The organism is Paenibacillus silagei (genome assembly GCF_017874735.1).
In the GTDB taxonomy this organism is placed as follows: Bacteria; Bacillota; Bacilli; order Paenibacillales; family Paenibacillaceae; genus Paenibacillus_AQ; species Paenibacillus_AQ silagei.
On record NZ_JAGGLV010000050.1, the window covers coordinates 1 to 1,676 of the forward strand.

General features: G+C 43.4%; 1 protein-coding gene. It reads right to left on the bottom strand.

Annotated elements, in window-relative coordinates; genetic code table 11:
• Positions 1-118 precede the first annotated feature (118 nt).
• Positions 119-1,570 carry an IS1182 family transposase gene (locus tag J2Z70_RS33005; protein WP_209880120.1) on the bottom strand — a complete coding sequence of 484 codons (1,452 nt, stop codon included), beginning with the start codon at positions 1,568-1,570 and terminating at the stop codon, positions 119-121.
• Positions 1,571-1,676: the final 106 nt, after the last annotated feature.

A 1,676-nucleotide genomic window follows, 5' to 3' on the forward strand; every position in this document is an offset into this window, starting at 1 on the left:
GAGGCTCCTGAAAAACTAGCCGTTCTTAGAAAAAGTAAAAAAACGTATCAAAAAGACGACGCTATTCGGTCCTCCGAATGGACGTCGTCTTTTTCTTACCTACTTTCTTCAACTTTGGTTACTCCATGAGTTTCAATATTCGTTTTAAATTAACAGTGAATATCGCCATGGCGCCTTGAATCTCCATGCCAACTAAACCCGAGGAAGATGCAACATCGTACCCGTGTCTGTGTTTGAGTTCGCTATTCTTGGCTTCTATTTTGTAGCGCTCTTTCGCTTTGACCTTAAAGGCTTCACTTTCCTGAAACACAGCTTGCTTGGCGTGTTCGTTGCTCTTTATACTTACCGAATAGGTCTTACTCCGAGCACCTTCTGTGTAGCACCCTTCCTTTAAAGGACATCGTTTACACTTTTCAATATTATAAAAGTAGGTGTCTTTTTGGTTTTTGCCCTGTCCCTTTTTGCCTTGCCGTGCTCTTCGAATGGCCAGATGTCCGGCTCGGCAAACATACATACCCGCATCTTTATTAAAATCGAATTCGTCTTCTTTCCTTCGGTTTCCTTGCGTAATCTGTGGATTTAATTTGGCCACAAGTTCAATGCCCTGCTCCGTACTGTAAGCAATATTGTCTTTTTCTGAATAGGCCGTGTCTCCAATGACTGTCTCTACGCTCATGCCCGCAGCTTTGCTCTTTTCAATGAGAGTTTGCAGTTCCTTCCCGTCGTTTCGTTCTCCCGTGGTAATGGTCGCTGCCGTAATGATTCGTTCTTCACTCATCGCAATATGGGTTTTGTACCCGAAAAATGAGGAATCTGCGCTTTTGTGGCCCACTTTGGCATCTGGATCAGTAGACGTCTGCAACTGTTCAACATCATCAGCAACGGTTTCTTTCAACAGATTGAAGGGTTCTTTGACCTTGGGGAGTCCGGTAAAACGTCCGTCCTTCTCAATGACCTCAATGAGATCTTGGCAGTACCCGATTTCATCTTCCAGTACATTCGTAACGGGCTTCACTGGAAAGGAACTTTTCATGGATTCATCTAAGGCATAGATCGCTTTTCGTACCTTCTTGGAACGTTCTCGCAGCACCTCTTGCGGACTTTTTTGGGTATAGCGGGCTTTCGTGTGGGTAGCATCGACAATAATAGATTTACTGCGAATGATTCCTTGCTGAATGGCAATCTCCACCGTTTTGCCAATAAGTAAGTCGAGCAACTTCATATCTTTCAGCCGCAACTTACGAAACTTGCTCAGTGAACTAGAATCAATAACCTCTTCCTCAGGCGCCATATGTAGAAAAAACTTGAACGACAAATCGGTTTTGGTGCGTTCCACAAGATCGCCGTCAGACAAGTCATAAATCGATTTAAGCAGTAGATATTTAAACATTCGGGCCGGGTCTACCGCGGTTCGTCCATTATCTTGGCAATACCTTTCGTTTAGTTCCTCATAAACAAAGCTGAAGTCCACCAACTCGTCCATGCGCCGCAACATGTTATCTTTTGGAATGAGTATATTGTAAAGTTCGATATACGGGCTCAAGATAAAACTTTGCTGCTTAGGAAGCATGAAGACCACCAGCCTTTGATTTAATTCTTTTATTGTAACGAGAAAAAGAGACATTCTTTGTGTCGAATGTCTCTTTCAGTTCTTTATGGACTTTTTCAGTGGCCTC